General features: G+C 70.8%; 26 protein-coding genes and 1 pseudogene. 16 read left to right on the top strand and 11 right to left on the bottom strand.

Translation table 11 applies throughout. The features are described 5' to 3' along the window. Positions 1 to 2: 2 nt before the first annotated feature. The 4 genes from ACIBF7_RS30485 to ACIBF7_RS30470 form a co-directional block, all read right to left on the bottom strand. Positions 3 to 1,595 (bottom strand): sugar ABC transporter ATP-binding protein, encoded by a 1,593-nt coding sequence (locus ACIBF7_RS30485; protein WP_397198698.1) that lies wholly within the window; start codon positions 1,593 to 1,595, stop codon positions 3 to 5. Positions 1,596 to 1,646: 51 nt separating this feature from the next. After that, entirely contained in the window at positions 1,647 to 2,654 is a 1,008-nt protein-coding gene (locus ACIBF7_RS30480; RefSeq protein ID WP_187280984.1) for a substrate-binding domain-containing protein, read from the bottom strand. A gap of 140 nt (positions 2,655 to 2,794) precedes the next feature. Next, the gene (locus tag ACIBF7_RS30475; RefSeq protein WP_271278031.1) at positions 2,795 to 3,889 is read right to left on the bottom strand and encodes an SDR family oxidoreductase; all 1,095 of its coding nucleotides are present in this window, start codon (positions 3,887 to 3,889) and stop codon (positions 2,795 to 2,797) included. Continuing rightward, positions 3,886 to 4,905 (bottom strand): zinc-binding dehydrogenase, encoded by a 1,020-nt coding sequence (locus ACIBF7_RS30470; RefSeq protein ID WP_397198697.1) that lies wholly within the window; start codon positions 4,903 to 4,905, stop codon positions 3,886 to 3,888. The genes ACIBF7_RS30475 and ACIBF7_RS30470 overlap by 4 nt, the downstream gene beginning before the upstream one ends. A gap of 228 nt (positions 4,906 to 5,133) precedes the next feature. Between ACIBF7_RS30470 and ACIBF7_RS30465 the strand changes: the two genes are divergently transcribed. From ACIBF7_RS30465 to ACIBF7_RS30445, 5 genes are all read left to right on the top strand, one after another. Beyond that, positions 5,134 to 5,994, top strand: a complete 861-nt coding sequence (locus ACIBF7_RS30465; RefSeq protein ID WP_271278029.1) for a transketolase — start codon at positions 5,134 to 5,136, stop codon at positions 5,992 to 5,994. Next, entirely contained in the window at positions 5,991 to 7,037 is a 1,047-nt protein-coding gene (locus tag ACIBF7_RS30460; protein WP_222708835.1) for a transketolase family protein, read from the top strand. Before ACIBF7_RS30465 ends, ACIBF7_RS30460 begins: the two co-directional genes overlap by 4 nt. Next, positions 7,027 to 7,821 carry an SDR family NAD(P)-dependent oxidoreductase gene (locus tag ACIBF7_RS30455; protein ID WP_148029720.1) on the top strand — a complete coding sequence of 265 codons (795 nt, stop codon included), beginning with the start codon at positions 7,027 to 7,029 and terminating at the stop codon, positions 7,819 to 7,821. Before ACIBF7_RS30460 ends, ACIBF7_RS30455 begins: the two co-directional genes overlap by 11 nt. A gap of 40 nt (positions 7,822 to 7,861) precedes the next feature. Beyond that, positions 7,862 to 8,692, top strand: coding sequence for an IclR family transcriptional regulator (locus tag ACIBF7_RS30450; protein WP_148029721.1), 831 nt, complete (start codon positions 7,862 to 7,864; stop codon positions 8,690 to 8,692). Positions 8,693 to 8,773: 81 nt separating this feature from the next. Next, complete coding sequence (locus ACIBF7_RS30445; protein ID WP_148029722.1) at positions 8,774 to 9,319, top strand: 2,4'-dihydroxyacetophenone dioxygenase family protein; 546 nt, start codon at positions 8,774 to 8,776, stop codon at positions 9,317 to 9,319. A gap of 56 nt (positions 9,320 to 9,375) precedes the next feature. On the opposite strand, the gene ACIBF7_RS30440 is transcribed toward ACIBF7_RS30445, so the two are convergent. Together ACIBF7_RS30440 and ACIBF7_RS30435 are read right to left on the bottom strand one after the other, a co-directional pair. Beyond that, on the bottom strand, positions 9,376 to 9,795 hold the full coding sequence (locus ACIBF7_RS30440; RefSeq protein WP_364231373.1) for a peptidase inhibitor family I36 protein: 420 nt from the start codon (positions 9,793 to 9,795) through the stop codon (positions 9,376 to 9,378). A gap of 143 nt (positions 9,796 to 9,938) precedes the next feature. Further along, positions 9,939 to 10,106 (bottom strand): hypothetical protein, encoded by a 168-nt coding sequence (locus ACIBF7_RS30435; protein WP_397198696.1) that lies wholly within the window; start codon positions 10,104 to 10,106, stop codon positions 9,939 to 9,941. On the opposite strand from ACIBF7_RS30435, the gene ACIBF7_RS30430 reads away from it, so the two are divergent. Further along, entirely contained in the window at positions 10,083 to 10,655 is a 573-nt protein-coding gene (locus tag ACIBF7_RS30430) for a glycoside hydrolase family 3 N-terminal domain-containing protein (RefSeq protein WP_397198695.1), read from the top strand. The two genes, ACIBF7_RS30435 and ACIBF7_RS30430, sit on opposite strands and share 24 nt — an antisense overlap. Here ACIBF7_RS30430 and ACIBF7_RS30425 read toward each other — a convergent pair. The 4 genes from ACIBF7_RS30425 to ACIBF7_RS30410 all read right to left on the bottom strand — a co-directional run bounded on the left by ACIBF7_RS30425 (position 10,574) and on the right by ACIBF7_RS30410 (position 12,912). Continuing rightward, the gene (locus ACIBF7_RS30425; protein WP_364231379.1) at positions 10,574 to 11,173 is read right to left on the bottom strand and encodes an NAD(P)H-binding protein; all 600 of its coding nucleotides are present in this window, start codon (positions 11,171 to 11,173) and stop codon (positions 10,574 to 10,576) included. The genes ACIBF7_RS30430 and ACIBF7_RS30425 overlap by 82 nt on opposite strands. 65 nt (positions 11,174 to 11,238) lie before the next feature. After that, positions 11,239 to 12,456 (bottom strand): DUF5685 family protein, encoded by a 1,218-nt coding sequence (locus ACIBF7_RS30420; protein WP_397198694.1) that lies wholly within the window; start codon positions 12,454 to 12,456, stop codon positions 11,239 to 11,241. A gap of 74 nt (positions 12,457 to 12,530) precedes the next feature. Further along, positions 12,531 to 12,707, bottom strand: a complete 177-nt coding sequence (locus ACIBF7_RS30415) for a hypothetical protein (protein ID WP_219543872.1) — start codon at positions 12,705 to 12,707, stop codon at positions 12,531 to 12,533. 13 nt (positions 12,708 to 12,720) lie between these two features. Continuing rightward, positions 12,721 to 12,912: a hypothetical protein gene (locus ACIBF7_RS30410; RefSeq protein WP_271278024.1), complete on the bottom strand. Its 192-nt coding sequence runs from the start codon at positions 12,910 to 12,912 to the stop codon at positions 12,721 to 12,723. 369 nt (positions 12,913 to 13,281) lie between these two features. On the opposite strand from ACIBF7_RS30410, the gene ACIBF7_RS30405 reads away from it, so the two are divergent. Beyond that, the gene (locus tag ACIBF7_RS30405; RefSeq protein WP_271278023.1) at positions 13,282 to 14,079 is read left to right on the top strand and encodes a hypothetical protein; all 798 of its coding nucleotides are present in this window, start codon (positions 13,282 to 13,284) and stop codon (positions 14,077 to 14,079) included. A gap of 54 nt (positions 14,080 to 14,133) precedes the next feature. Then, positions 14,134 to 15,108, top strand: a complete 975-nt coding sequence (locus ACIBF7_RS30400) for a GlxA family transcriptional regulator (protein WP_271278022.1) — start codon at positions 14,134 to 14,136, stop codon at positions 15,106 to 15,108. Between the two features lie 12 nt (positions 15,109 to 15,120). Here ACIBF7_RS30400 and ACIBF7_RS30395 read toward each other — a convergent pair whose 3' ends face one another. Then, entirely contained in the window at positions 15,121 to 16,020 is a 900-nt protein-coding gene (locus ACIBF7_RS30395) for a CHRD domain-containing protein (RefSeq protein ID WP_397198693.1), read from the bottom strand. Between the two features lie 260 nt (positions 16,021 to 16,280). On the opposite strand from ACIBF7_RS30395, the gene ACIBF7_RS30390 reads away from it, so the two are divergent. From ACIBF7_RS30390 to ACIBF7_RS30355, 8 genes and pseudogenes are all read left to right on the top strand, one after another. Then, positions 16,281 to 17,498: an ammonium transporter gene (locus ACIBF7_RS30390; protein ID WP_219543876.1), complete on the top strand. Its 1,218-nt coding sequence runs from the start codon at positions 16,281 to 16,283 to the stop codon at positions 17,496 to 17,498. After that, complete coding sequence (gene crcB / locus ACIBF7_RS30385; protein WP_219543877.1) at positions 17,495 to 17,893, top strand: fluoride efflux transporter CrcB; 399 nt, start codon at positions 17,495 to 17,497, stop codon at positions 17,891 to 17,893. Before ACIBF7_RS30390 ends, crcB (ACIBF7_RS30385) begins: the two co-directional genes overlap by 4 nt. Next, entirely contained in the window at positions 17,890 to 18,267 is a 378-nt protein-coding gene (gene crcB / locus ACIBF7_RS30380; RefSeq protein ID WP_271278020.1) for a fluoride efflux transporter CrcB, read from the top strand. Before crcB (ACIBF7_RS30385) ends, crcB (ACIBF7_RS30380) begins: the two co-directional genes overlap by 4 nt. A 128-nt stretch (positions 18,268 to 18,395) precedes the next feature. After that, positions 18,396 to 19,328, top strand: coding sequence for an urea transporter (locus tag ACIBF7_RS30375; RefSeq protein WP_364231397.1), 933 nt, complete (start codon positions 18,396 to 18,398; stop codon positions 19,326 to 19,328). 9 nt (positions 19,329 to 19,337) lie between these two features. Then, positions 19,338 to 19,643 carry an urease subunit gamma gene (locus ACIBF7_RS30370; protein WP_219543880.1) on the top strand — a complete coding sequence of 102 codons (306 nt, stop codon included), beginning with the start codon at positions 19,338 to 19,340 and terminating at the stop codon, positions 19,641 to 19,643. Positions 19,644 to 19,674: 31 nt separating this feature from the next. After that, positions 19,675 to 19,980, top strand: a pseudogene (locus ACIBF7_RS30365) (urease subunit beta); the annotation flags it as partial. Positions 19,981 to 20,178: 198 nt separating this feature from the next. Next, a complete protein-coding gene (gene ureC, locus ACIBF7_RS30360) occupies positions 20,179 to 21,903 on the top strand; it encodes an urease subunit alpha (protein WP_271278018.1) in 1,725 nt (574 codons plus the stop codon). After that, positions 21,900 to 22,571, top strand: coding sequence for an urease accessory protein UreF (locus ACIBF7_RS30355; protein ID WP_271278017.1), 672 nt, complete (start codon positions 21,900 to 21,902; stop codon positions 22,569 to 22,571). Before ureC ends, ACIBF7_RS30355 begins: the two co-directional genes overlap by 4 nt. The last annotated feature ends 8 nt before the right edge of the window (positions 22,572 to 22,579 follow it).

Here is a 22,579-nt window from a genome sequence, read left to right as displayed (position 1 = left end):
TTCTATGCCTGCTCGACGGCGGCCGCGCCGGCGCGCAGGAAGCAGAGGCGGGTCAGCTCGTCCTCGTCGAAACCGTCGTCGTTGTCGAACTGCACCGTGGCGCGGCCCTCGACCATGACCACGATGCGATCGCAGTACTCCAGCTCGGCCAGCTCGGAGGAGACGTAGACGACGCCGACGCCCTGGTCGGCGAGGCCGCGCACCATCTGCTGGAAGTCGTAACGGGCGCCGACGTCCACGCCCCGGGTGGGCTCGTCCAGCAGGAGCAGGCGCAGCCCGTCGACGGTCGCCCGGCCGAGCACCACCTTCTGCTGGTTGCCGCCGCTGAGCGACATGATCGAGTCGTTCAGCGACCGCGCCTTGAGCCGCAGCGACTCGGCGAGCCGCTGGGCCGACTCCCGGTAGCGGGACCGCCTGCTCAGGACGCCTCCCGGCCCGCCGCCCAGCGTGCGGAAACGGGAGCTGGAGAAGTTGAACACGATGTCCCGCTGGGTGAAGATCGCCTGGGCCAGGCGTTCCTCCGGCACCAGGACGACGCCCTGCTTCAGCGCCCTGGCCGGGTCGCGGGGCTGGTAGGCCCGGCCGCCGAGGCTGATCTCGCCGGACACGACCCGGCGGAGCCCGACCAGCGCCTCCAGCACCTCGGTCCGGCCGGCGCCGACGAGGCCCGCGATGCCGACGATCTCGCCGGGGTTCACCTCGAACGAGACGTCGTCCACGCGGTTCTGCAGCCGGAGACCGCTGACCGAGAGCAGCGGCCCGTCAGGGCTCGCGCTCTTCTTGACCGAGGCGGCCGGGGCCGTCGTGGTGCGTTCGGCGCGGCGCCGGTCACCGCCCGCGTCGTGGGCGATGAGATCGGCGAGCGCGTGCTCGTCGACGCCCTCCATCGGGCCGTCGTGCACCCGCTGGCCGTTGCGCAGCACGGTGATGGCGTCGCACAGCCGGCTGACCTCGCCCAGCCGGTGACTCACGAAGATGACGCCCGCGCCGGCCTCGACGCGGCGGCGGATGATGGAGAACAGCCCGCTCACCTCCTTCGGGCCGAGCGAGGCGGTCGGCTCGTCGAGGATGAGCAGGCGTCCGCTGCCGACCAGCGTCTTGGCCAGCGCCACGGTCGCCTGGTGGGCGGGGGACAGCTCGCGCATGACGGCGTCCAGCGAGATGTCCAGCCCCCATTCCTCGAACAGCTCCGTGTACGCGCGCTCGCGTTCCTTGGCGCCGGCCAGTTCGGGATGGAGGTAGCGGCCGAGGTGGAGGTTCTGGCGCACGCTGAGCGCCGGGACGATGGCGAGCTCCTGGTGGGCCAGGCGCACGCCGGCCGCCGCCGCCTCGCGGATGCTGCCGGGGCGGAACGGGGCGCCGTCGATGGCGAAGTCTCCCTCGTCCGGCTTGGCGAGGCCGGCGAGGATCTTCACCAGGGTGGACTTCCCGGCGCCGTTGGCGCCGAGCAGCCCGTGCACCTCCCCGCGCCCGACGGTGAGGTCGGCACCGCGCAAGGCCTGGACGAGGCCGTAGTTCTTCACCGCGCCCCGCACCGACAGCAGGGGCGCCGGATCGTCTCCGGCCGCCCGCGCGGCCGGATGCCCTGTCGCCATCACGTATGACTCGCCTCCCTCGTCAGGCCTTGGTGGTGGGTCCCGGTACCGCTAGCTGAGGAGATCCGGGTTCTCCTGGAGCGTCTGCTCGATGTTGTCCTTGGTCAGCAGGACGCTGGGCGCGGTGACGTCCTTGGGCTGCCACGAGCCGCCCGCGTCACGCCACTCCTTGATCATTTCCACGATCTGCTCGCCGGCCTTGTCGACCTGGATCCACAGCACGCCGGTCGCGTAGCCGTCCTGGATGGCCTGGATCGCGGGCTTCGAGATGTCCCAGGTGTAGAGCGGGTAGGGGCCGCGGCCGGCCTGCTTCTCGGCGGACACCGCGCCGATGGCGGCCTCGGAGAAGCACGGCCAGATCATGAAGGTCGTCTGCCCGTCGTCGGGGTGCGCCTGCAGCCAGGCGGAGGTGGCCTCCTGGGCCGACTGCTCGCCGCCGGGGATCTTCACTTCCTGGCGGGTGACGTTGACGTTGGACAGCCCTTCGAGCTTGGCGTCGAGGTCCTCGGCCCTGGACCGGCACGGGGCGCCGGGGGTGTAGCGCAGCTGGAGCAGCTCGACCTTCGGCTTGTCCTTGATCGCCGCGATCACCTCGTCGTTGACGTTGGCCGCCGCGACGAGCTCGACCGCGCCGGCCTCCCCGCCGCCGGCCAGCCCGCCCGCGGTCGAGAAGACCGGGATGTCGGCCGCCTTCGCGGCCGCGAGGCCGGCGGACAGCTGGTCGGGGGTGTAGGTCTGCACGATGATGGCGTTCACGCCGCTCTGCACGAGGTTCTGCATCGCGGAGATGGCCTTGGCGGGGTCGCCGTCGGAGTTGATCTCCGTGGTCTCCCAGCCGATGCTCTTCATCTTCTTCTGGGCGGCGGTGCGCTCGTTGAGCGCGGTGATCTGCGTCGCGTCGAGGGCGACGATGCCCACCTTGAACGGGTCGCCCTCCGCGGGCGTGCCCGCCTGGTCGGTGGAAGGGCTGGACCCGCATGCGGCGACCACGGCCGCCAGGGCGCCCATGGCGGCGAGCGCGCGGATCCTGCTGAACCGACGGGCCGACTGTGCGATCACGTCTTCTCCTGTCTTATGGCGTCGTACGAAGAGATGCCGTCGCATTCGATCCCGACGTAGCGCTAAGCGGGACGTGGACCGTTTGCTGGAGCCGTTTGTCCAACTCAGTGGACATATGACATCAGAGTGGGAATGAGATTTCAAGGGTGTATATAGGGCAAGATATGGCGTTTGCGCAGGTGAGCGAGCCAGTACCGGAACGACTCCTCGGTGTCGAGGCAGTCGTGGAAGCCCGCCCGGCGCAGCTTGACGGTGCTCAGGAACTTCGGCGGCATCGGCTTCTCCGACCCGTACGCGAAGCACTTGTCCGCGTAGTGGTGGGACTCGCCGAGTAAGGCCGGCAGGGGCGTCGGGCGCAGCCCGTGCTCCCGCACGATCTCCTTCCACACGTGCTCGTGCCGGGGCAGGAAGTCCGCGAGCGCCCGGGGTGTGTCGGCCGCCGGCTCCATGCCGAGCTCCGCCGCGATGGCGGGCCACAGGTCCCGCCACTCGAAGACGTCGCCGTTCGTGATGTTGAAGGTCTCTCCCCGGGCGGCGGGCGACGAGCGGGCCCACGACAGCGCCGAGGCCACGATCCGCGCGTCGACCGCCTCCCAGACGTAGGACCGCCCGCCGGGGAAGCCGAACGGGAGGCCGAGTCTCGCGCAGAGCGCCGCGTAGACGCCGATGACGGGGACCACGTTCATCGCCGAGCCGGTGGCTCCGCCGACCAGCATCTGGGGGCGGAAGATCGTGAGGTCGAAGCCGTGCCGGTCGGCCGCCTGCCTGAGGTAGTCCTCCTGCAGCCAGTAGAAGTTCGGATGGGGGTCGCGCGGCTCCCGCTCGCGTGACGGGATCCGGCGGGGCGGATGGACGTGCCCGCCGTACGCCTTGGCGCCCTGCATGAGGCTGACGTGGCGCAGGACCGGCCGGGGCGCGCCGACGAGCGCTTCGACGAGGTTCGTGAGCATGGCCAGGTTGGTGCGCATCTGGTCTTCCTGCAGCCACCCGGCCACGAGCCCCGGCTTCTCGAACAGCGCCGCGTAGACGACGTGCGTCACGCCGGCCAGCCGCCCCAGGACGTCCCGGCACGCGGCGGCGTCCGTCAGGTCCACGGCGACGTGCCGGAGCCGGGGGTGGGGAGCCACGTCGGGAGGCCGCCGCGACAGGGCGACGACGTCGGTCCCGTCGGCCAGGAAGCGTTCGACCGCGGCCTGGCCGATGACGCCCGAGGCGCCCGCCACCAGGACGGTCATGGCGCGTCCCCCGCCGCGATCAGGGTCTTCATCAGCCCCGCGGGCCCGTCGCCGAAGACGCGGCCGGGCGCCTCGCGCACCGGCACCACGTCGCTGACCAGTGCTTCGAGGGGCAGCCCCGCCGTCCCCATGAGGTTGACGGCGCGGGCCATGTGGTCGCCGGTGTAGACGCGGGAGCCCACCAGCGTCTGCTCCTTGAGCATCACCTGGGACATGGGCACCCGGGCCGGCCGGTCGGTGAGCGCGCCCACCAGGACGGTGCCGCGGGGCCTGGTGACCTCGGCCGCGGCCGCGTAGGAGGAGTCGGCCCCCGACACCTCGAAGCTCACGTCCACCCCGCCGGGCGCGCGGCTCTCGCACCAGGAGGCCACGTCGGCGCCGAGCGGGTCGGTGACGGTCATGCCGAGCTCCGCCAGCAGCTCCCGCCGGTCCGCGCGCGGCTCGGCGACCAGCACGGCGGAGGCGCCGGACAGCCGGGCCACGAGGCCCAGCAGCGCGCCGATGGGCCCGCCGCCGAAGATCATGACGACGTCGCCGACCGCCACGCCGGCGCGGGAGACCATGTGGACCGCCACCGAGAGCGGCTCGGCGAGCGCCGCGACCCGCGGCGGGACGCCGTCAGGCAGCCGGTGCAGGCGGTCGGCCGCGACCACCACGTGGCTCGCCGCGCCGCCGTCGCGGTCGATGCCGTAGAGCCCGAGCGCCTCGCAGATGTGCCGGTGCCCGCGGCGGCAGGTGCGGCAGGTCCCGCAGCTGATGAGCGGCTCGACGGCGACCGGGTCGCCGGGCCGTAGCCCCGCCCGGCCGAGGTCGCCGCCGACGGCGCGCCCGGCCATCTCGTGACCGATCACCACCCCCGGCCGGACCCGTGCCAGGCCGCCGCGGACCAGGAGGTGATCGGTCCCGCAGACGCCGACGTGACCGACTTCCACGAGGACCTCGCCCGGACCCGGCTCGGGCTCGGGCACGTCGCGGATCTCGACCGCGCCGGGACCGGCGTAGACCAGCGCCTCCATGGCGTTCCTTCCGTTGGGTCGGGGCGATGACGAGCAGCGTGGCAACCAGAACGGGCGATGTCAATGAGTAGGACACACATTCGTTGAATGAGACAGAGTTGTTGTCTGCTCTCATGTCCTGAGAGTATGTGTCATTGACTGAGCTTTGGACATCGTTCATAGTGGGACCAGGCAGCTCTGGATGGCTAGGCCGCCGATGGTCTGACCTCATGAAAAGGAATCGACTGCATGCCCGCAAGTGAAGGCGCGTCCCTCACGACCTCATCGGAGGTGGTCGAGCGGATCCGCGAGCGCGCCCAGTTCGTCCGCCTCGAGACCGTCCGCCTGATCTCGATCGCGAAGACGGGTCACTACTCGTCGACGTTCTCGTGCGCGGAGATCCTCGCGACCTTGTACTACGGGGTGCTGCGCCTGCGCCACGGAGACCCTCAGTGGCCGGATCGCGACCGTTTCGTCATGGGCAAGGGCCATGCCGCCGTCGGGCTCTACCCGATCCTGGCCGACCACGGGTTCTTCGATCCCGAGCTGCTCGACGGCTACACGCGCCTCGGCAACCCGCTCGGCGACCACCCGGACATGACCAAGGTCCCGGGCTGCGACTTCAGCTCGGGCTCGCTCGGCCACAACCTCTCCGTCGGGCTCGGCATGGCGCTGGGCGCCCGCATGACCGGGCGTGACTTCAACGTCTACGCCCTGCTCGGCGACGGCGAGCTGCACGAGGGCCAGATCTGGGAGGCCGCCGCGGCGGCCGGTCACTACGGCCTGGGCAACCTGGTCGCGATCGTCGACCGCAACGGCTACTGCCTCGACGGCAAGGTCGACGACATCATCACGATCGAGCCGCTCGCCGACCGCTGGCGGGCCTTCGGCTGGGACGTCGTGGAGGTCGACGGCCACGACGTGCCGGCGCTGCTCGACACGCTGCTGCGGCTCCGCGACGGCGCGCCGGCCAAGCCGACGGCCGTCATCGCGCACACCGTCAAGGGCAAGGGCGTCGGCTTCATGGAGCGCGACTTCGGCTGGCATCTCGGCTGGCTCGCCGAGCAGGACGAGGCCGCGGTCATCCGGGAACTGAAGGGCGAGAAGTGAACCTGAACACCGACAGCCTCGTCCCGCGCGGAGCCGATGGGCAGCCGCTCGCGGAGGGCTCCTGGCACATCCCCAGCATGCTGCTCAAGTCGCCGGGCCTGCTCGCGCTCGGAGAGCAGCTGGGCGCCCTGGTCGACGACGGCGAGCCGGTCGTCGTGCTCACGCCGGACCTGTCGTTCTCCAACGGCCTGTGGGCGTTCCACGAGCGCCATCCCGACCGGTTCCTGCAGCTCGGGGTGAGCGAGCAGAACTCGGTGTCCGTCGCCGCCGGTCTGGCCACCACCGGGCTGCGGCCGTACGTCACCGGCTTCGCCTCGTTCCTGGCCCTGCTGTGCTGCGAGCAGATCCGCACCGACATCGCCTACACCCGGCAGCCGGTCCGGCTCATCGGCCACCACTCCGGCATCACCTTCGGCTTCTACGGCACCTCGCACCACGCGACGGAAGACATCGCGATCATGCGTACGATCGCGAACATGACGGTCGTCGCGCCCGCCGACCACGTGGCGATGGGCGTGCTCCTGAAGGCGTACGCCGACCACCCGCTGCCGGTCTACTTCCGGATGGGCCGCGGCCGCGAGCCGCTGGTGTACGAGCCGGACGACGAGCGGATCCGGCCGGGTCAGGCGATCGTGCACGCCACGGGCGACGACCTCACCATCATCGCCACCGGCACGACGGTGCATCCGTCGCTGCTGGCGGCGGAGGAGCTGCGCGCCGAGGGCCACAGCGTCGGCGTGATCGACCTGCACACGATCAAGCCGCTGGACGAGGCCGCGGTCGTGGCCGCCGCCGAGGGGTCACGCGGGCTGATGACGGTCGAGGAGCACAACGTCTACGGAGGGCTCGGCGGCGCGGTCGCCGAGACGCTCACCGACCACGGGATCGGCGTGCCCCTGCTGCGGCACGGCATCCGCGACGAGTACGCTCCCATCGGCCCGCCGACCCATCTCTACCGCCACTACCGTCTCGACGGGCCGGGCATCGCCGAAGAGGCCCGCGCGTTCCTGAAGTCGGGGAGGATGACCTCCGATGTCCGCTGAGACGGCTCGGCCCGTCGCCCTCGTCACCGGCGCCGCCCGCGGGCTGGGCGCCGCCATCGCGGTCAAGCTGGCCGCGGACGGCTTCGACCTCGTGATCGCCGACCTGAACGGCGAAGGCGCCGCCGCGGCGGCCGACGTGGTGGCGAAGGAAGGCGGCACGGCCGTCGGGGTGCACGCCGACGTCACCGACGACGACAGCGTCGGGCGGCTGCTGGAGGAGGTGCGCTCCCGCTTCGGGCGGCTGGACGCGCTGGTCAACAACGCCGGCGTGATCGCGCGGGCGGCGGCCGAGAGCTTCCCGACCGAGGGCTTCATGAAGGAGCTCGACGTCCACCTCGGCGGCGCCATGCGCTGTTCCCGCGCGGCCTTCCCGCTGCTGGAACGCAGTCCCCGGGCCGCGATCGTCAACCTGGCGTCGGTGGGGTCGACCTTCGGCCTGCCGCTGCGGCTCGCTTACACCACGGCCAAGACCGGCGTCTCGGGGCTCACCCGGGTGCTGGCGGTCGAGTGGGGCCGGCGCGGCATCCGGGTGAACGCGGTGGCGCCGGGCTACATGGACACGGACATGTTCCGCTCCGGGCTGGTCATGGGCGTCCTCGACGAGGAGACCCTGCTGCGGCGCACCCCGCTGGGCAGGTTCGGCAGGCCGGAGGAGGTCGCGGACGCCGTGGCCTTCCTGGTCTCCCCTCAGGCGGCGTTCGTCACCGGGGTGGTGCTGCCCGTCGACGGAGGCATCACGGTCGACGGGACCTTCCACCGGGAGGACGACTTTCCCGATCGTTGATCCGACTATTGTCACGCGACCACCAAGATAGGGTTGTTCCATGAGAGGACAGGCTTCGCCAGGCACCCCCTCCACCAGTGACGGGGAGCCGGTCGGCCTGCTCGACAAGGCGTCCGCCATCCTGGAGATCCTCGCCCAGCGCGAGTGGGTCAGCGCGGCGGAGCTCGCCGAGACCCTGGGGGAGCCGCGCAGCACCATCCACCGGCTGCTGCGCAACCTCGCCTCCCTCGGCTGGGTCGAGTCAGGCACCCGCGGTCAGTGGGGGATCGGCCTGCATCTGTTCCGTCTCGGCTCCGGCGCGGTCCGCCGGATGGACGTGCGCCGTGCGGCCCTGCCGCACATGCAGCACCTCCACGACGAGAGCGGCGAGACGGTCTTCCTGTGCATCCGGCGCGGTCTCGACGCCGTCTGCGTGGAGCGCCTCGACGGCCGCCGGGTGCAGAGCCTGGCCCTGCAGCTGGGCGGCTCCATGCCGCTCCACCTGGGCGCCGGGCCGATGGCGATCCTGGCGTTCTCTCCCGAGGACGTCTATCGGGAGTGGCTGCTCGACTTCGCGGAGAACGGCTCGAAGGACGGGCCCACCGCGGCCGAGATCAACGAAGAGGTCAAGGTCACGCGCCAGCGCGGCTACGCCGTCTCCGACCAGAACGTCACCCCGGGCATCGCCGCCGTCGGCGCCCCGGTGTTCAACTTCCGCAACGAGCTCGAGGGCGCCCTGTCCGTGAGCGGCCTGCGCGACGTCATACTCGACCCCGCCAACCGGCTGGCCGAGCTCACCGTCGAGGCCGCCGAGCGGGCGTCGCGAGACCTGGGCTGGGCCCGGCCCGCCGCCTGGTGGGGCAAGCCCCTGCCGTCCGACAACCACCGATAGCACGACCCTTCCGGCGCCGGCTCCCGTACGGGAGCACCGGCGGCGTTCCCGCCTGCGCCGATCGAGAAAGGACCGACCATCATGACGGACACTCCGGACGCCGGCAGGATCCGCGACGAAGCCGCGATCCCCTACCGCGGCCCCCTCCTGCCGAACACCGTGGACGACCTCGTCGAGCTCGGCGCGCTGGACGTCGAGTGCGACGAGCGCCTCTGGGTGCCGCAGGCGCCCGACGTGACCTTCAGGCCGCTCCTGCTCAGCGCGACCCAGGGCTACTTCGTCAACATCCTGCGGGTCAGGAGGTCCGGCATCCTGTCGCGCCACCGCCACGCCGGCCCCGTCCACGCGACGACGCTCCGGGGCCGCTGGCACTACCTGGAGCACGACTGGTGGGCCGAGGAGGGCAGCTACGCCTTCGAGCCGCCGGGCGACATCCACACCCTCGAAGTCCCCGAGGGCGTCGAGGAGATGCGGACCCTGTTCCACGTCACGGGCGCGTACATCTACGTCGACCCGGACGGCAACCCCACCGGCGTGGAGGACGTCTTCTCCAAGATCGAGAACGCCCGCCGTCACTACGCCGAGGTGGGGCTGGGCGCCGACTACGTCGACCGCTTCATCCGCTGAGCGACGCCCCCGGCCGTTCGGCGGCCGGGGGCGCGGCCGTCATCCCGAAGAGACGGTCATCTCGTAGAGACGGTGGGGGAGTCCTCGCCGGGCGGCGTGCCGCACGACGGGCCGTTGGGGCCGCCGATGCGGACGGACTCGAAGAACTCGCGGTAGGTGGCGAAGAAGTTGCCCTTGGAGCCGGCGCGGGTCACGGCCGTGCAGCCGGTGTAGTTCGCCCCGGAGTAGAGGTGGACGAGGGAGCTCGTACGGTTCCAGTCGGAGTTGGCGCGGTTGGCCATGCCCAGCGCCGCGAGGTCGGGGGTGTCGGCGGTGATCTGGATGATGTCACCGGTGCCGTCGAGGCCGGAGAACATGCAGTAGTTCCCCGGCTGGCACCGGTCGTAGCCGTCGGCGGCCTGTGCGGGAAGGCTGGTGAGTGCGGCCATGGCGACGGCCGCGATCGGAACGGCCAGCAGGTGAAGCTTCTTGCCCATCGATCCTCCGTGGGTGAAACTTTCTTTCGGCAACGGCTTGACCATACATGGCGCGATCTTGTTAGGGAAGGGTGAAAGTTTCACTCCATCGGGCCTGGTGGTGCGCCCTGGCTGACCGCTCCCGCGCCCGCCGACGTCACCGCCTACCGCCTCGGGTCCGTGCTGTCGGGCGGCGGGTCCGCGCCGTCGCCCAACGCCCCGGCTCCCTGGGCGGACATGTACGACAGGTTCCAGAACGCGGCGCTGGCCACCCCGCTCGGCATCCCATCCTGTCCGGGGTCGACGCCGTGCACGGGCACAACAACGTCCACGGGGCCACGATCTTCCCGCACAACATCGGGCTCGACGCCACCCGCGACCCCGCCCTGGTCCAGCGGATCGGCCGGGCCGTGGCCGAGGAGATGGCCGGGACCGGCACCGGCTGGAACTTCGCCCCGTGCCTGTGCGTGGCCCGCGACGACCGGTGGGGCAGGACGTACGAGTCCTTCGGCGAGACGCCGGAACTGGCCGCCTCGATGGCCACACTGGTCACCGGCCTGCAGGACGGGACCCCGTCCGTGCTGGCCACCGCCAAGCACTACATCGGCGACGGCGGCACGGCCGGCATCCCCCTCGTGGTGGTGCTGGTGTCCGGCCGCCCGCTGGACGTCGCCGAGCACCTGTCCGGCTGGGACGCGCTGGTCGCCGCCTGGCTGCCGGGCACCGAGGGGCAGGGGGTCGCCGACGTGCTGTTCGGCGACGTCGAGCCGACCGGCAAGCTGCCGATGGTGGGTCCGGTTCAGGCCCGGGCGCCGCACACGCCCGGCGTCCTGCCGATCATGGCGTCGTCCTCGGCCGCGTCCAGGAGCGCCGTCGCGTAGTCGGCGCGGGGCAGCGTGGCCTCGCCGCCGGTGGCGTTGGCCTCGAAGTCGACGTGCAGCCGGCCGTTGGCGGGTTTGCCGGTCAGCATGGTGGCGCGGACGATCGTCCAGTCGAGGCCGGAGACCTCCAGCATGCCCTCGGCCCGCGCCAGGTCCACGTAGGCCGATCGGAAGAACAGCCAGGCCAGGCCGACGGCGAGGCGGGGGCGGGTGGCGGGGATGGAGCGGCTGCTGGTCATCACCACCCTGCGCACGCCGGTCTCGCGCATCGCGGCGATCAGCGTCCTCGCGATGCCGCTCGTGCCCACCGCCGAGATGACGGCGTCCTGGCCCGCCACGGCCTCGCGCACGGCGGGCAGGTCGGTCGCGTCCCCGGTCACGACGGCGCGCAGGCCCTCGCGCCCCTTCAGGAGCTCCGGTTTCCGGGTGAACGCCGTCACCTCGTGGCCGCGCGCGACACCCTGCTCCAGGACGTGCGCACCGGTACGGCCCGTCGCCCCGATCACTAACAGTCTCATACTGCCTCCTTCTATATTGCAAGATGCAATAGAGCAGCATGCAGTGTCAAGTTCCCTACGAGGGATCAGCAGTCGCAGGAGCACCCGTCTCCGCCGCAGCAGTTGCAGCAATTGCAACATTCGCCGCAGTTGCCGCAGGCGTCCCAGCCCGAGCAGTCGAAGCGCTGGCAGCAGGAACTCTCATGGTCCTCGTCCCACGCGGGCCGGTACAACCCGCACGTGCAGCACGTCAGCGCGGCGCACAACGAGGACAGCAACCCTCCGGGATCCCGCTTCGGCGGACGCTTGCCCGGCGGCGCCCCGGGATCACCGGGCGGCGTCTCAGGCGCCCGCCCGGACAAGCGCCCGGCGCGGTGGTCTCCCGCGAGGTGGTTCCCCGCGTGATGGCTTCCCGCACGGTCGTCTGCGGCGTGGTGGGGCTGTGCTTCACTGCCCTCCGCGATGGCGAAGGCCCGGGAGACGGCTCGGCCGGTCTCCCGTACCAGGAGGGCGCGTGCCAGGGAGGGGTGCGGCAGGTCCAGCTCGGTGACCGCCGCGCGGAGGTCGGCGCGGGCGGCGTCGCAGTGGCGGCGGGCCTCGCGCAGGCCGGTGCCGGTGGCGGCGAGCGGGTTGTACGCGCCGGACGCTTTGTCGTCGGCCAGGTCCTCCACCGCGTCGATCAGGTGGGCCAGCCTGCCGAACCCGCGCCCGGCCGCCTCCAGGGCCGCCCGGTTGTGCGGCTTCCCCGTGAGCACCGCCGTGTGTCCGAAGGCGGCGGCCACGGCGTCCTCGGTGGGCCCGGTCAGCTCACGCAGGGCGCGGGCGGGCGCGCGTTCCAGGAGGGCCTGGCGGCCGGCCGCCGCCGTCAGCGGGGCGGGGTCGAACCCGAGCGTGCCCGCCATGGCCGTGCCCGCCGAGGACCAGCGGCGCGCCAGCCGGGTGGCTCCGGCGGCCACCGGACGGCGGGCGTACACGCCGTCCCCGTCCGCCACGTGGTCGCGTACCTTGCCCGCCGCCAGCAGCAGCGACACCGAGGCCGCCAGCCGCACCCCTTCGGCCTCCACCACGTCGGCGCCCTTGAAGCCGCGCAGCGCGCACGCGCCCGCCCGCCGGCGCGGCGCGGACGCGGGGGACTGGGCCTCGGTGAGGACGGACACGAGCAGGCCGTCGTAGTTGGTCACCAGGCGGGACAGGTGCCCGTGCTCGTCACGGAGCGCCAGGCAGAGCCCGCACAGATGGCCCATCCAGTCCGCGAAGAGTCCCTCGCACATGACGTGCCGGCATGGGCGGACAATGCCGAACATATATCCCCTTATGTGTCCAATGAGCGGCTAAACCGTAGCAGGACAGCTCCCGGGAAAGGCGGATCTCTCACGCGTCACGGGTCGAGCCTGTTCAGCAGTTTGGGCAGGGCCACCAGCGTCGCCCCGCCCGCCCCGCCGCCGCCGAGCAGGGCGGCCGGCCAGGGCGCGCCGGTGGCCAGGAAGAGCGCGCAGGTGATCGCGGCGATCATGATCGTCACGGTGAGCGTGAGCAGCTGGCAGGTGGTGAACATCGGTCCTCTTTCTTCAGGCGCGGTCGTCGGCCCAGAAGTCGATGAGCTCTTCGGGGGTCATCTCTTCCGGGCGCACGTCAGGAGGTGTGCGCCCGGTCGCGAGCACCCAGGTCGTCAGGAGGGTGACCAGCAGGTGCTCGTCCGCCGGGCAGGGAGCGTCGGCGCGGTACGTGATGCTTGAGGGGCGAGCCGTGAGAAGCGGCATGGGGGCGCTGGCCTCCCGGAGGGCGGCGGTGGACGCGACCCATGGTGCGGCTCCGGGAAAGGCGCCGGCCAGTGGTGCAAACATGCCCGGACAGAGCCGGACGAGATCGACAACGAAGCGTCCCCGGGGGCAAACTTCCGCGATCGTACGAGGTCGTCCGGCTTGTTCCTGACTTATCCGGAAATCAGCCACCTAAGACGATCCCATCGGCCGTCTGACCACCGGTACCACACCTGGTACGGCTGCGCCGGAGATCAATAAAAGTGGCCGTTGATGTCGAAATAGATGGATATCGGAAAACCGTCCAAACTGCGAGATTTTTTCTGCAAATATGGCGACAACCTGATCCGTTCGACACTTTCAAGGACGATGACTGAAACGCATAAGGGCGAGCACCACGCCTTCATAGCCCAGCTCATAGAGCTGCGGGAAGCGGCCGGGCAGCCGAGCTATGGCCGGATGAACCGGCTGTCGCGCGCGCCGGGCATCCCCAAGGAACTGCCCACGAGCACGCTCAGCGACATACTCAACGGCAAGCGGGAACGCCTCCCTGACTGGGAGCTGGTCTCCTCCTTCGTCACGGTCTGTCATCGCCACGCCGAGCAGACCGGCCTGCCGGTGGCCCCCCTCGGCACCGTGCCGCAGTGGCAGGCCCGCTGGCTCGCCGCCAGGAAGGAACCCCGCGCGCAGGCCACCGGCGCGTACGAGCCCCGCACGCACACGACCGGCACGTACGACCTCTACCGGACGCCCGCCGAGGAGGCCGACCGGCGCACCTCCAGGATGGTCGCGTACCTGGTCCGCCGGGCGGCCGAGGGCGACTCCGAGCCCGCCTACCGCCTGGCGATCATCAAGGCGCTGCTGGGCGAGGTCGCGGAGTCCCGGCACTGGGCCTACGTCGCGGTGCAGCGGCGGCATCCCGGCGCCGAGGCCTTCGACCGTCACCGGCCGCCGATCGACCTGGCGGCGGATCTGGCCTTCGCCTACGGCCGGGCCTACGAGCAGGAGGGCCCGTCGAAGCTCGACATCGCCAGGGCCTACTACAGGCTCGCCGCCGGACACGGCCACCTTCGCGCCGCCGAACGGCTGCGCGCCATGCGCGCCGTCCCGTTCGGCAAGCTGCTTCCCGCGCCCCTGCCCACCGACCACCGCCCCGGCCCCGGATGATCTGACCGCCGCCGGGGTCCTCCGCTCACGGCCCGCACGCCGTACAGTCTTCTCATGCACGAGCGTCGTGTCGTCGTCGTCGGCTATCCCGACGCGCAGCTGCTCGACATCGCCTGCGTGACCTCGACGCTGCAGAGCGCGAACTGGTACGGAGCCGCGCCCGCCTACCGGATGGTCATGGCCAGTCCCGGCGGCCATCCCGTCACCTGCGCCAGCGGCCTGACCCTGCAGGCCCACGAGGCGCTCGAACAGGTCAAGGGCCCGCTCGACACGCTGGTCGTCACCGGCGGCATCGGCTGCATGGCGGCGGCGGACAACCCGCGGATCCTCGCCCACGTACGCCGCCTGGCCAGGGAGAGCCGGCGGGTCGCGTCGGTCTGCACGGGGGCGGAGATCCTGGCGGCGGCGGGGCTGCTCGACGGGCGGCGCGTCACCACCCACTGGGAGTGGGCGCGGCATCTGGCCACGAAGTACCCGAAGGTCTCGGTCGATCCCGATCCGATCTTCGTCCGCGACGGCGAGATCGCCACCTCGGCCGGGGTCACCAGCGCCCTCGACCTCACCCTCGCCTTCGTCGAGGAGGACCACGGCCCGGAGGTGGCCCGGCGGGTCGCCCGCAACCTCGTCACCTACATGCAGCGGCCCGGCAACCAGGCCCAGATGAGCATGTTCACCGCCGCGCCCCCGCCCGGCAACGGCCTGGTCGAGCGCGTCATGAGCCACATCGTCGCCAACCTGGACGGCGATCTGACCACGACCACGCTGGCCGCCGGCGCGGGCGTGAGCGAGCGTCACCTGACCCGGCTGTTCCTCAAGCACGCGGGCCTGACGCCCGGCAGGTTCATCAGGCAGGCCCGCACCGAAGCGGCCGCCCACCTGCTGGCGGCCACGTCCCTGCCGGTGGCCGTGGTGGCGGCGAGATGCGGGTTCGGCACCGCCGAGACCCTGCGCCAGGCGTTCGTCGACCGCTACGGCGTCCCGCCGTCGCACTACCGGATGACGCAGTCCTCGACCGCCGCGTCCGGCTGAGACCCTGACGGGTCACCAGTCGCCGCGGTAGAGCTGGCCGCGGACGGCGCCGCCGGGGAACTGCTTGTTGTGCAGGTTGACGTACCAGTTCTTCGGGTTGTTCCAGATGCGGCGGCCCGTCGCCGCGGGAGTGGGCACGCTGCCCGCGACGCCGTTGACCCCCGCCGGCAGGCCCTTCTCCGCGGCGAAGAAGGGCACCACCACGGGTCCGTTCCTGCCCTTCGGGGCGCGGTGGATGTGCGCGGCGACCGGTGCGCCGATCCGCTTCCACGCGGTGGCGAACCAGACGCGCCTGCCCTCCGGCTGCACCAGCCATCCGGCGCGCCCGTCGCGGTCGCCGGCCTTCGTGCCGGGCGCCGGCACCTCCTGGCGGCCGTTCGCCTGGGTGGTGAGCGTCTTGCCGAACCCGTGCGAGAGCACCGACTCCAGCTCCACCGGATGGATCCGGTAGAGCTGCGCCCGTACGGCTCCGGCGGCGAACTGGGCGTTGTGCAGGTTGGCGTACCAGTTGCCGGGGTTGGTGATGATACGGCGCAGCAGCCCGAGATCCTTCACCCGGACGGTGCCCTTGACGGCGTGCAGCGTGGCGGGCAGGGCCTGACCGAAGAACGGCACGGTGACGGGGCCGTTCTGTCCCTTCTGGCCCCGGTGGATGTGGAACCCGCTGGGCGCGGCCACGCCGTGCCATCTGATGGCGTAGTCGACGCGCTGACCGTGGATCCTGAACACGGCGAGGGCGTCGCCGTCGGGGTCGCCGGCCTTCCCTCCCTTGGCGGGCACCTCGTTGGCGCCTTTGAGCGCCGCCGCCAGGTAGACGGGGGTGGTGGCCTGCGCCGAGACCGGGCTGAGCGAGGTGGCGATCAGAGCAGTGGCGGCGGCCAGGCCGGGAGCCACGAGGGTGCGCTTGTGCATCTTGACCCTTTCGCTGTTCTCTGTGGCTTGGTACGGCCGGCCGCGCCGCCGAGTTCAACGGCAGGAGTGTGGAAAAGTACGCACTCGCCGCCGCCGTAGATCATCCGGAGCGTCAAATTCCCGTATTTATCCCGATTTTTCGGGTTCCTGATAGCGAGTCTAATTTCGAAAGGAAATGGCAAAAGCGCCCCCATCCTCGGTTTTGATCCGCACTTCTCTGATCACTCCTGGAGAAGCAGGAAAAGAAACGAGGTCGAGCGATGCCGCCAGGTCTGAACACCGGAGACTCCGCGTGGGTACTCGTCAGCACCGCCATGGTGCTGCTCATGACCCCCGGACTGGCCTTCTTCTACGGGGGCATGGTCCGCGCGCAGAACGTCCTGAGCATCATCTTCATGAGCTTCGTCTCGATCTCACTGGTGACGATCGTGTGGTTCGCCTACGGCTACGGGCTGGTGTTCGGCCCTGACGTGGGCGGCGTGGGGCTGATCGGCTTCGGCGACCTGCGGTTCTCCGACATCGCGCCCGGCATGCTGCACGGCCGGGTGCCCACGTACGCCTTCGCGCTCTTCCAGCTCACCTTCGCGATCATCACCGTCGCGCTGATCAGCGGGTCCGTCGCCGGCCGGACGCGGCTCGGGCCGTGGGTGGTGTTCTCCGTCGTCTGGGTGACGCTGGTGTACTTCCCGATCGCGCACTGGGTGTTCGACCCGGCCGGGTGGATCAACAAGTGGGGGGTGCTCGACTTCGCCGGCGGACTGGTCGTCGAGCTGAACTCCGGCATGGCGGGGCTGGCCCTCGCCATCGCGCTCGGCCCAGGCGTCAGGTTCCGCAGGAAGGAGCCGCCCCAGCCGAGCAACATCCCCCTGGTCATGCTGGGTCTCGCCCTGCTCTGGTTCGGCTGGTTCGGCTTCAACGCCGGCTCGGCCATGGCCGACGGCAGGACCGCGGTCACCGCGTTCCTGAGCACCATGATCGCCGGAGCCGCCGGCATGCTCACCTGGCTGGTCATCGAGTGGTTCCAGTACCGGCACTTCACCCGGCTCGGCTCCGCCACCGGCGCGCTCGCGGGGCTCGTCGCCATCACCCCGTCCTGCGCCTTCGTCAACGTCGAGGGCGCGCTGGTCATCGGCATCGTCGCCGCCGTCGTGGTGTCGTTCGCCGTGACCTGGAAGCTCGTCCTCGGCTACGACGACACCCTCGACGTGGTGGGCGTGCACGGCGCGGGCGGCGTCGTCGGCACCGTTCTCATCGGCCTGTTCGCCACCGGTGCCACCGCCAGCACCACCAAGGGCCTGCTGTACGGGGGATCGATCACGCTGCTGCTCAAGCAGATCGTCGCGGTCATCGCGGTGGCCATCTACTCCTTCGTCGTCACCTGGGTGATCGGCAAGGTCGTGGACCGGTTCCTGCGCATGCGGGAAACCGAGGCCGAGCAGCTCGCCGGCTCCGACATGCAACTCGGCAAGGAGGAATGATGGCCGACGCCCCGCGCGTGGGGCGCGCCCTGGTGTTCGTCGCGGTCGGCGGCGGCTTCGGCGCGGTCGCCCGGTACCTGCTCACCGAGGCGCTGCTGGGCGCCTCCCACCCGCTGCCCTGGCCGACGCTGATCGTCAACACCGTGGGCTGCCTGCTGATGGGCCTGCTCACCGGCGAGCTGACCCGCCACCCGCTGCACCGCCAGCCGGTGAAGATGCTGCTCGGCACCGGCTTCCTGGGCGGCTTCACCACGTTCTCGCACTTCGTCGACGGGGTCAGGGAGCTGACGGTGGGCGGCTCGCCCGGCTGGGCCGCCGTCTACCTCGTGCTCAGCGTCGGGCTGGGACTCCTGGCCGTCTGGGCCGGCATCACGCTGGGAGGGAGCCGGAAATGATCACGGTCCTCGCCGTCTTCATCGGCGGCCTGGTCGGCGCGCCGACCCGCTACCTGGTCGACTCCTCCGTCAAGAGGAGGTTCGGGTCGGCCCTGCCGTGGGGGACGCTGACCGTCAACGTCATCGGCTCGGCCATCCTCGGCTTCCTGATGGGGCTCTCCTCGGTCGACGCGCTGCCTCACGCCGTGCTGTCGCTGATCGGCACCGGCTTCTGCGGTGCGCTCACCACGTTCAGCACGTTCAGCACCGACACGTACAAGCTGCTCTCGTCCGGCTCGACCGGCAAGGGGCTGATCAACATCGGCATGAACGTCGTGGCGGGTCTCGTCGCGGTGAGCCTCTGCTATCTGCTCGGCAGAGCCGTCGCGGGTTGATCGCGGTTAAAGAGTTAGGTGGCATTTTCTGATGATTGTCCAGCTAATGGCATTTGCGCTTTAGCGGGTACGCGCCAGGGAATGCTGCGGCTCGTTGAATCTTTGGAACCGGAGAACAGGGGCGGGCATTGAACGTCAAGGCTTCCGAGCTGCCGCCCGCGATAGTCCGCGGTGTCAGCCAGGTCGATTTCCAGGTCGATTACCGGACGGCTCTGTGCTTCATCGTCGCGCTGTTCGTCGGCGGCTGGCAGTTCGGGGTCTTCGGCCTGCTCGGCGCCGCCGTCGCCACGCTCACCGCCGTGGTGCTCGGCGTTTCGTCCGATCGGGTGACCGGCGGGCTGGAGGGCTTCAACGGGACGCTGATCGGCGTCGCGCTGGTGCTGTACTTCGACGTCCGCTGGGTGACCGTGCTGCTGGTGATCATCGGCGCGATCATGGGAAGCGTGCTGACCTCGGCGCTCGTCGCGCTGCTCGGCCCGTACAACCTGCCGACCTTCACCGCGCCGTTCTGCGCGGTCACCACGATCATGGTGATCGGCGCCCCGGCCTTCGAGCGGATCTGGAGGGGGCGCAGCATGGCGCCGCCGCCGTCGGCCGCCTATCCCGGGCGCGAGCTGACGTTCACCGACCTGTGGCAGGGCCTGTTCAACGGGGTCGGCCAGGTGTTCTTCCAGAGCAAGTGGTACGTCGGGCTCATCTTCCTGATCGGCCTGGCGTTCGCCGGCCGGCTCGTGGCCCTGTCCGCGCTCCTCGCCAGCGCCGTCGGCATCGTGGTGGCGATCGTGCTCGGCGCGCCCGCCGCCGACATCGGCGCCGGACTGTACGGCTACAACGCGGTGCTCACCGGTATCGCCCTGACCGGCACGTTCGTCGTCCTGTCCCGGCTCGGCGTGCTGTACGCGGTGGCCGGGGCGGTAGCGGCGACCGTGCTCACGGCGTTCGTCACCGACTTCTTCAAGCCCGTCGGCGGACACACCCTGACCTGGCCTTTCGTCATCGTCACCTGGATCTTCCTGGCGGCAGTGCCGGCGTTCTCCGGCCTGCGGCGCAGTCCTACCTAAGGAGAGCTGATGAACCTCGCCCCTCGCGAGATGGACAAACTGTTGATCTACGTGGTCGCCGATCTGGCGGCCAAACGGCGGGATCGCGGTCTCAAGCTGAACTACAGCGAGGCGGTGGCCCTGATCAGCGCCGCCGTCCTGGAAGCGGCCCGCGAGGGCAAGACCGTCGCCGAGTGCATGGAGCTCGGCAAGAACGTGCTCGGCGCCGGCGACGTCATGCCGGGAGTGCGCGAAATGCTCAAGCTGATGCAGGTCGAGGCGTCGTTCAAGGACGGCTCCAAGCTCGTTTCCTGCCACGACCCGATCGGCGGCTGACCGCCGCCCGACCAGAAGGGACCGGTTCGTCATGACGGACACGGACAGGGTCGTCTACGCCGACGACCCCATCGAGATCAACACCGGCCGGGCCACGGTCACGCTCACCGTGCGCAACACCGGGGACCGGGCCGTCCAGGTCGGGTCGCACTTCCACTTCTTCGAGGCCAACCGGGCGCTCAGCTTCGACCGCGAGAAGGCGTACGGCATGCACCTCGACATCCCGGCGGGCACCGCGGTCCGCATCGAGCCGGGCGACACCCATCAGGTCAACCTGGTCCAGTACGGCGGCGGGATGCGCATCGTCGGCTTCGCCGGCCTGCTCAACGGCGGCATCAAGGCCAGGGACGCCCGGACCCACGCGCTGCGGCGGCTGGCCGAGCTCGGCTACACCGACGAGCCGGAGCCGTCGGCCGAGATCCGCCCGAAGGGCGCCGCCAAGCCGGTCGGGGCCGGCAAGGCGGCGAAGAAGCCTCCCTCCGGCAAGAAGCCGTCCGCAGGGAAGAAGCCGCAAGCCGGGAAGAAGGGCTGACACATGGCCACGATGAGCCGCAAGCAGTACGGATCCATGTTCGGCCCGACGGTGGGCGACAGGGTCCGGCTGGCCGACACCAACCTGGTGATCGAGATCGAGAAGGACCACACGGCCGGCTACTACGGCGACGAGGCCGTCTACGGCGGCGGCAAGACCGCCCGCGACGGCATGGCGGCGGACCCGCTCTCCCAGAACGCCACCATCGCGCTCGACCTGGTGATCACCAACGCGGTCGTGCTCGACCCGATCCTCGGCGTCGTCAAGGGCGACATCGGCATCAAGGACGGCAGGATCGTCGGCATCGGCAAGGCCGGCAACCCGCACACCCAGAACGGCGTGGACCGCAGGCTGGTCATCGGCGCGGGCACGGAGGTGCTGGCCGGTGAGCACATGATCGCCACGCCGGGCGCCATCGACCCGCACGTCCACCTGATCTCGCCGCAGCAGGCCGAGGCCGCGCTCACCAACGGCATCACCACGCTGATCGGCGGCGGCACCGGCCCCACGGACGGCACCCGGGGCACGACCTGCACGCCGGGCCCGTGGAACATCGGCCGGATGCTCCAGGCCGTCGAGGCGTTGCCGGTGAACATCGGCATCATGGCCAAGGGCAACTCCAGCCTGCCCGCCTCGCTGGTCGAGCAGATCGAGGCCGGGGCGTGCGTGCTCAAGGTGCACGAGGACTGGGGTTCCACCCCGGCCGTCGTGGACTGCGCGCTGCGGGTGGCCGACCAGTACGACGTCCAGGTGGCGCTGCACTCCGACAGCCTCAACGAGGCCGGCTACCTGGAAGACACGATCAGCGCCATCAACGGCCGCGCCATCCACACCTTCCACACCGAGGGCGCGGGCGGCGGACACGCGCCGGACCTGATCCGCATCGCCGGCGAGGCCAACGCGCTGCCGTCCTCGACGAACCCGACGCTGCCGTACACGATCAACTCGGTGGACGAGCTGCTCGACATGGTGATGGTCTGCCACCACCTCAGCCACGACATCCCCGAGGACGTGTCGTTCGCCGACAGCCGGGTGCGGGCCGAGACCATCGCCGCCGAGACGGTCCTCCAGGACATGGGCGTGATCAGCATGTTCTCCTCCGACTCCCAGGCGATGGGCCGGATCGGGGAGACCTTCACCCGGGCCTTCCAGACCGCGCACCACAACAAGGACCAGCGCGGCAAGCTGCCGGAGGACTCCGAGCGCAACGACAACTTCCGGGTGCTGCGCTACCTGGCCAAGCTGACCATCAACCCGGCCAGGACCACCGGCATCGCCGAGACGGTCGGCTCGCTGGAGGACGGCAAGCTGGCCGACATCGTGCTCTGGCCGTTCCACTCCTTCGGCGCCAAACCCGCGATGGTGGTCAAGGGCGGGATGATCAACTGGTCGCGGATGGGGGACCCGAACGCCTCACTGCCCACGCCGCAGCCCGTCTACTTCCGGCCGATGTTCGGTGCGATGGGCATGGCGCAGCGCAAGAGCAACGTGACCTTCCTGCCCGACGCCGCCATCGCCGCCGGGGTGGCGGAACGCCTCGGCCTGCAACGGCTGATCGCCAAGGTCCGCCACACCCGTACCGTCGACAAGCGGCACATGGTGCGCAACTCGGCGCTGCCCACGATCACCGTGGACCCGGAGACGTACAAGGTCACCGTCGACGGCGAGCACGCCACCATCGCGCCGGCCCAGGAACTGCCGCTCAACCACCTGTTCTTCCTGGCATGACCCTGCTCGCCCAGCTTCAGCTGACCGACTCGGCCTTTCCCGGCGGCCTCTACACGCTCTCCCACGGGCTGGAGGCGTACACGCAGGCCGGGCCGGTCGACGTCGGCGTGCTGCTGGAGGACGTGCTGCTGCACGCGGCGGGGCCGGGCGACGCCACCGCCCTGGTGCTCATCCACCGGGCGGTGACGGCGGGCGACTGGGACGCGGTCGTGGAGACGGACCGGCGGCTGCACGCGATCAAGCTCAACCGGGAGATCCGCGCCGCCGCCACCAGAACCGGCAACCAGGTGCTCCGCACCGCGACCCTGGTCTTCGCCACCCCGGAGCTCGCCCGGCTCACCGAGCTGGTCGAGGCCGGGACCACGCCGGGCAACCACGCCGTCGTCCTGGGCGCCGCCTACGCCGGGCTCGGCGTCCCGGTGGACGACGCGGTGATCGGCGACCTGTACGCGTTCGCCGCGAGCTGGGTCAGCGCCGCCGTCCGGCTCGGCAGGCTCGACTTCCGGCGGGCGCAGGCCACGCTGTACGGCGCGGGGGGCGCGATCGGGCTGGCCGCCGCGCACGCGCTGGCCGCCCGCGGCCCCCTCGACCTGCACGCCGCCACCCCGGTCGCGGACGCCATGAGCGCCGTCCACGAGCGGGCGGAAGCCCGGCTCTTCACCACCTGAAAGGGGGT

Source organism: Nonomuraea sp. NPDC050478 (assembly GCF_044458265.1).
GTDB lineage: Bacteria > Actinomycetota > Actinomycetes > Streptosporangiales > Streptosporangiaceae > Nonomuraea > Nonomuraea ferruginea.
Note: the sequence above shows the minus strand (reverse complement) of the source record. Positions and strands in the feature narration are given on the sequence as shown.

Bases quoted from the DNA above. Each gene is read 5' to 3' on its own strand.
- crcB (WP_271278020.1), top strand. From the start codon at position 17,890: ATGATCACGGTCCTCGCCGTCTTCATCGGCGGCCTGGTCGGCGCGCCG.
- ACIBF7_RS30390 (WP_219543876.1), top strand. From the start codon at position 16,281: ATGCCGCCAGGTCTGAACACCGGAGACTCCGCGTGGGTACTCGTCAGC.
- ACIBF7_RS30465 (WP_271278029.1), top strand. From the start codon at position 5,134: ATGCCCGCAAGTGAAGGCGCGTCCCTCACGACCTCATCGGAGGTGGTC.
- ACIBF7_RS30355 (WP_271278017.1), top strand. From the start codon at position 21,900: ATGACCCTGCTCGCCCAGCTTCAGCTGACCGACTCGGCCTTTCCCGGC.
- ACIBF7_RS30395 (WP_397198693.1), bottom strand. From the start codon at position 16,020: ATGCACAAGCGCACCCTCGTGGCTCCCGGCCTGGCCGCCGCCACTGCT.
- ACIBF7_RS30405 (WP_271278023.1), top strand. From the start codon at position 13,282: ATGACTGAAACGCATAAGGGCGAGCACCACGCCTTCATAGCCCAGCTC.
- ACIBF7_RS30470 (WP_397198697.1), bottom strand. From the start codon at position 4,905: ATGGAGGCGCTGGTCTACGCCGGTCCCGGCGCGGTCGAGATCCGCGAC.
- ACIBF7_RS30425 (WP_364231379.1), bottom strand. From the start codon at position 11,173: ATGAGACTGTTAGTGATCGGGGCGACGGGCCGTACCGGTGCGCACGTC.
- ACIBF7_RS30440 (WP_364231373.1), bottom strand. From the start codon at position 9,795: ATGGGCAAGAAGCTTCACCTGCTGGCCGTTCCGATCGCGGCCGTCGCC.
- ACIBF7_RS30450 (WP_148029721.1), top strand. From the start codon at position 7,862: ATGAGAGGACAGGCTTCGCCAGGCACCCCCTCCACCAGTGACGGGGAG.
- ureC (WP_271278018.1), top strand. From the start codon at position 20,179: ATGGCCACGATGAGCCGCAAGCAGTACGGATCCATGTTCGGCCCGACG.
- ACIBF7_RS30455 (WP_148029720.1), top strand. From the start codon at position 7,027: ATGTCCGCTGAGACGGCTCGGCCCGTCGCCCTCGTCACCGGCGCCGCC.
- crcB (WP_219543877.1), top strand. From the start codon at position 17,495: ATGATGGCCGACGCCCCGCGCGTGGGGCGCGCCCTGGTGTTCGTCGCG.
- ACIBF7_RS30400 (WP_271278022.1), top strand. From the start codon at position 14,134: ATGCACGAGCGTCGTGTCGTCGTCGTCGGCTATCCCGACGCGCAGCTG.
- ACIBF7_RS30420 (WP_397198694.1), bottom strand. From the start codon at position 12,456: ATGTTCGGCATTGTCCGCCCATGCCGGCACGTCATGTGCGAGGGACTC.
- ACIBF7_RS30485 (WP_397198698.1), bottom strand. From the start codon at position 1,595: ATGGCGACAGGGCATCCGGCCGCGCGGGCGGCCGGAGACGATCCGGCG.
- ACIBF7_RS30370 (WP_219543880.1), top strand. From the start codon at position 19,338: ATGAACCTCGCCCCTCGCGAGATGGACAAACTGTTGATCTACGTGGTC.
- ACIBF7_RS30415 (WP_219543872.1), bottom strand. From the start codon at position 12,707: ATGTTCACCACCTGCCAGCTGCTCACGCTCACCGTGACGATCATGATC.
- ACIBF7_RS30475 (WP_271278031.1), bottom strand. From the start codon at position 3,889: ATGACCGTCCTGGTGGCGGGCGCCTCGGGCGTCATCGGCCAGGCCGCG.
- ACIBF7_RS30410 (WP_271278024.1), bottom strand. From the start codon at position 12,912: ATGCCGCTTCTCACGGCTCGCCCCTCAAGCATCACGTACCGCGCCGAC.
- ACIBF7_RS30445 (WP_148029722.1), top strand. From the start codon at position 8,774: ATGACGGACACTCCGGACGCCGGCAGGATCCGCGACGAAGCCGCGATC.